A 5,626-nucleotide genomic window follows, 5' to 3' on the forward strand; every position below is an offset into this window, starting at 1 on the left:
GCTATGCCGGCAGCCCCGCCGTGGATGATGCCGGCCTGATCTTCTCCGACGCCGATCAGGTCTCCGACTGGGCCGATGCCGGCGTCCGCTGGGCCGTGGCCAACGGCATCCTCTCCGGCAAGGGCAACGGCATCCTGGACCCCCTGGGCAATGCCACCCGCGCCGAAGTCGCCCAGATGCTCTACCGCTTTGTCAACCTGTGAAAGGAGGAGACACGATGAACGCAAAACGTATTCTGGCCGGAGGGCTGACTTGTGCCATGCTCCTCTCCACCCTTTCCATGAGCGCTCTGGCCGCTTCGGCGGACAACAGTGAGTGGAACGGCCATCCCGAAATCGTGGAAGTCAACCGGGAGCCCGCCCGGGCCACCGCCTATCCCTTCGACACCGCCGAAAAGGCCCTGGCCGGAGACCCGGAGGCCTCCAGCTATTATCAGCTCCTCAACGGCGACGACTGGCGCTTCTCCTGGGCCGAAAAGCCCGCCGACCGCATCGGCCTGAAGGACGACGCCTTCGCCGACGCGGACTACGACGACAACGCCTGGGACACCATCACCGTGCCCCTGAGCTGGCAGGTGGTCAAGGATGAGGACGGCAACTTCAAGTACGACCAGCCCATCTACGCCAACCAGGACTACCCCTGGCAGTACACCGCCGACGGCAAGCAATCCCAGGTGGGCACCGCCCCCACCAAGTATAACCCCGTGGGCACCTACCGCAAGGACCTGGGCGACCTGTCCGCCTGGGACGGCCGGGATGTGTTCATCAGCTTTGAGGGCGTGGAAACCGCCATGTACCTCTATGTCAACGGCCAGTACATCGGCTACGCCGAGGACTTCGCCACCCGCCACGAGTTCAACATCACCGACGCTCTGGACTTCGCCCCCGGCGCGCAGAACGTGGCCACCGTGGAGGTTTTCCGGTGGAGCGACGGCAGCTACATCGAAAACCAGGACGGTATCCGCCTGGCCGGTATCTTCCGGGACGTCTATCTCACCTCCAAGGCTTCCGTGGAGATCCGGGACTTTACCGTGGTCACCGACCTGGATGAAAATTATGTCAACGCCGACCTGAATGTGGAGGTGGAGCTGCGCGACCTGGGTGCGGAAAGCACCGACGGCCTCACCGTGGAGGGCCAGCTCTATGACGCCGACAACCAGCCGGTGGGCAGCGCCATGACCGCCCAGGTTAGCTCCTTCTCCGACGGCATCGCCACCGTCAATCTCACCGCCCCCTATGAAAATCCCCTCAAGTGGAGCGCCGAGCACCCCAATCTCTACCGCCTGGTGCTCACCCTGAAAAAGGACGGAACCGCCGTGGAGTATACCGGCGTCAACGTGGGCTTCCGTGAGATCAGCATCATCAACGACGGCACCACCAACGCCCAGATGATCCTCAACGGCGAACCCCTTTACCTCAAGGGCGTCAACCGGGGCGAGATGTACCCCACCACCGGACGGCATATCTCCAAAGAGGTCATGGAGCAGGAAATCAAGCTCATGAAGCAGAACAACATCAACGCCGTCCGTACCTCTCACTATCCCAGCGACCCCTATTTCTATGAGCTGTGCGACAAGTACGGCATCTACATCATGGACGAGGCCAACGTGGAGTCCCACAACGGCCGCAGCCAGTACAGCGTGCCGGGCGACATCCCCGGCTATGTGGTGGCCTGTGAGGACCGGGCCGTCAGCATGGTGGAGCGGGACAAGAACTACCCCTGCGTCATCATGTGGTCTCCCGGCAACGAGACCGGCACCGGCGCCTCCATCCAGGCCATGCTGGAGTACTTCGACACCGATTCCACCCGCCTCATCCACTACCAGGGCTGGAACGCCAACGAGCTGGTGGACGTGGAGTCCAACATGTACCCCGAGATCAGCGCCGTGGAAAAGGCCGGCCGCAGCACCAACAGCCCCTACATCATGTGCGAGTATGACCACGCCATGGGCAACAGCGCCGGCAGCCTCAACGACTACTGGGAGGTCATCCGCAGCTATCCCAACCTCCAGGGCGGCTTCATCTGGGACTGGGCCGACCAGGCCATCGATACCCCCATCCCCGGCAATCCCTCGGAGACCTTCTGGGGCTACGACGGCGACTGGGAGATCGTATCCGGCAAGAATAACTTCTGCGTCAACGGCATCGTCTCCCCCGACCGCACCCCCCAGCCCGAAATGGCCGAGGTGAAAAAGGTCTACCAGAACTTCCAGATCTCCGCCAAAGACCTGGAGAACGGCGTCATCACCGTCCTCAATGAGAACGTGGACACCAACGCCAACGAGTACACCCTCAACTGGGCGCTGGTCACCGACGGCGTCACCGTGGCCTCCGGCAGCCAGACCGCCGACGTGGCCCCCCAGGAGAGCGCCGACATCCAGCTGGAAGGCTACGCCGCCCCCACTCTGGCGGTTGGTGAGGAGTGCTTCCTGAACATCAGCTTTGCCACCAAGACCCAGCCTGTCTGGGCCGACGAGGAGCACTACGTGGTGGCCACCGAGCAGCTGGCCCTGGACACCGCCGGCGGAACCCTCCCCAAGGTGGACACCTCCGCCATGGCGGACTTTACCCAGGTGGACGACGGCGAGACCGCCCTTACCATCGACGGCGACGGCTTCTCCATCACCTTCGACAAGACCACCGGCAAGCTCAGCTCCTACCAGGTGGACGGCGTGGAGTATCTGGCCGAGCCCCTGGAGCCCAACTTCTGGCGGGCCTCCACCGACAACGACGACAAGACCTCCCATGATACCCAGTGGGAGAGCGCCGTCACCGGCGCTTCGGTCACCAGCTTCTCCGTCACCCCGCTGGAAAAACTGGTCTACGTTACCGTTGGGATGCAGCTGGGCACCAAGGGCAACAGCACCTATACCGCCACCTATATCGTCTACGGCGACGGCAGCGTGGTGGTCAACAGCACCCTCAATCCGGACAGCAGCCTCAATCCCCTCCTGCGGGTGGGCATGCGCCTCCAGATGACTCCCGGCTTTGAGTACATAACCTGGTACGGCCGCGGCCCCTCCGACAGCTACTGGGACCGGAAGGCCGGCTCTGACGTGGGCGTCTATGAGAGCACCGTCAGCGAGCAGTTCACCGACTTCCAGTACCCCCAGGAGACGGGCAACAAGACCGACGTGCGCTGGATGGCCCTGACCAATGAAAACGGCGACGGCCTCCTCTTCGACGCCGGCGACATGGTGCTGGAGATGAGCGCCCTCCACAACACCCAGGAGGACCTGGACCAGGCCAAACACCCCTATCAGCTCCAGGGCACCGACAACACCGTGGTGACCATCGACTACCACCAGATGGGCCTGGGCAGCGGCAGCTGCGGCCCCGCCACGCTGCCCCAGTACACCCTGCCCACCGACGAGACCTATTCCTACACCTACCGCATCCTGCCCATCAGCGCCGCAGATGACTGCATGGCCCTCTCCAAGACCGACCTCACCGACGAGAGCATCGACCTCATCACCGGCATCACCGTGGACGGCCAGGCGCTGGAGGATTTCAACCCCGATGTGATGTATTACAGCCTCCGCAAGCTGCCCGCCGAACAGCCGCCCGTGGTGGCCGTCACCACTGCCAGCGACGGCGTGACGGTGGACATCCAGCAGGCCGAGGGCGTGCCCGGCGTGGCTACCATCACCGCCACCGCCGCCAATGGATACAGCCGCACCTATACCGTGGAGTTCCTGTACAGCCCCTATGTCTATATTTCCAATCTGGTGCCCGAATCGGTCCAGGTGGGTTATCCCGCTGGCGCCACCAACGTCACCAACGACACCAACCTCAAGGGTAGCAAGATCTCCCTCAAGGTGGACGGCGTCACCCAGACCTTTGAAAAGGGCATTACCGCCCACTGCGCCTCCAACGTGGTCTACGACCTGAGCGGTCTCAACGCCGAGCGGTTCCAGGCTTACGTGGGCATCGACCTGGTGGAAGGCAAGAACCCCAGCTCCGCCATCACCTTCCAGGTGCTGGGCGACGGTGAAGTGCTCTACACCTCCCCCAGCATCACCACCTACGGCACCGGCTATCTGGTGGATGTGGATGTCACCGGCGTGGACACCCTCACCCTCATCGCCACGCCCTCCGGCTCCAACGGCCACGGCCATACCGTGTGGGCCGACGCCAAGCTGAAGATCGCCGAGGGCGAGCCCCCGGTGGTCAACCCCACCCTGGAGCTGGCCGACGGCGCCGCCGGCGTCCTCTCCGACGTGGAGGGCGTGGGCAAGGTCCTGTCCGGCGTGCCGGTGGGCGTTACCCTCAAGGACATCGCCGACCTCTTTGTCCCCGTGGAAAACGGCGCCCTGGAGTTTATGGAGTCCACCGGCGGTTCCCTGGAGGGGGACGACACCCCCATGGTCACCGGCTATGTGGTCATCCTCCGGGTGGACGGCACCGAGACCGACCGCCTGAGCCTCTCCTTGCTGGGCGACCTGGTGCCCGACGGCCGGCTGGATAACTCCGACCTCCAGATGATCCGCGACACCATCGTGGGCAAGCAGACCCTGGACGGCCTCACCCTGCTGGCCGCCGACGCCGACGGCAGCGGCGACGTGGACGCCTTTGACCTCATAGCCATCAAGCGTCTGGCCGAATAATTCCATTCTCCACCTGTGACACACTGCGCCGGGGAGCCGTACAGGCTGTGCGGCTCCCCGGTGTCCCATTTTCGCGTTTAGAAAGGAGGGGATGTCCCATCGTCTTTTGGTTCCGTCCACACACATGATGAAAGGAGACATTGTTATGCGATCCAAGCTTCGCCGCGCCCTGTCCCTTTTCCTGGCCATGGCCATGGCGGTGAGCCTCCTCACGCTGGCCGGACCGGCCGCCTCCGCTGCGGAGAGCGACGGCCGGACCGTCCTCAGCTTCAACAACGACTGGCGATTCTACCCCGGCGACTGGCCCGACGCCCAGGACCCTGCCCTGGACGACAGCCAATGGCTGTACGTTAACACCCCCCACAGCACCATCCAGTACACGCCGGAAACCTATTACCAGGAAGATCTGGGCATCTTCTGGTACCGGCGGCACTTCACCATGGACCCGTCCATGGAGGGGCAGGAGCTCCTCCTCACCTTTGAGGGCGCCATGCAGGAGGCCACGGTATGGCTCAACGGGGAGGAGCTGGGGGTCCATCAGGGCGGCTACACTCAGTTCGCCTTTGATATTTCCGACAAGGTGGATTTTCATGGGGAAAACGTGTTGGCGGTCCGGCTGGATACCCGGCCCAACGCCGCCTTTGCCCCCGGCAAGGTCAACCCCGATTTCCAATACTTCGGCGGCCTTTACCGTGACGTGTATCTGACCGTCACCGATCTGGTCCACATCACCGATCCCATTTCGTCCGGCACCGTGGCCGGCGGCGGCGTGTTCCTCACCTCCCCCGCCGTCTCCAAGGAGAGCGCCACCGTCAACGCCAAGACGGAGGTGGAAAACAGCAGCGGCAGCGACGCCGAACTCACCCTCCGCACCGAGATCATCGACGCCGACGGCTCCTCGGTGGTGGCCGCGGCGGAGGACACCCAGACGGTGGCCAGCGGCGCAAAGTATTCCTTCTCCCAGGACCTGACCGTGGCACAGCCCCGGCTCTGGTCCACCAACACCCCCGAGCTCTACAC

3 protein-coding genes are annotated in these 5,626 nt (G+C 63.7%); all 3 read left to right on the top strand.

From position 1 onward, the window contains the following. Nucleotides 1-203 (top strand): S-layer homology domain-containing protein (locus H7U37_RS14260; protein ID WP_204876735.1); only part of this gene is annotated, 203 nt, incomplete at its 5' end. A gap of 14 nt (nt 204-217) precedes the next feature. Beyond that, on the top strand, nt 218-4,606 hold the full coding sequence (gene lacZ, locus H7U37_RS14265) for a beta-galactosidase, LacZ type (RefSeq protein ID WP_204876738.1): 4,389 nt from the start codon (nt 218-220) through the stop codon (nt 4,604-4,606). A 145-nt stretch (nt 4,607-4,751) separates the two neighbouring features. After that, nucleotides 4,752-5,626 (top strand): glycoside hydrolase family 2 protein (locus tag H7U37_RS14270; RefSeq protein ID WP_204876747.1); only part of this gene is annotated, 875 nt, incomplete at its 3' end.

It is taken from the genome of Pseudoflavonifractor phocaeensis, assembly GCF_016901735.1.
Classification (GTDB): Bacteria; Bacillota; Clostridia; order Oscillospirales; family Oscillospiraceae; genus Pseudoflavonifractor_A.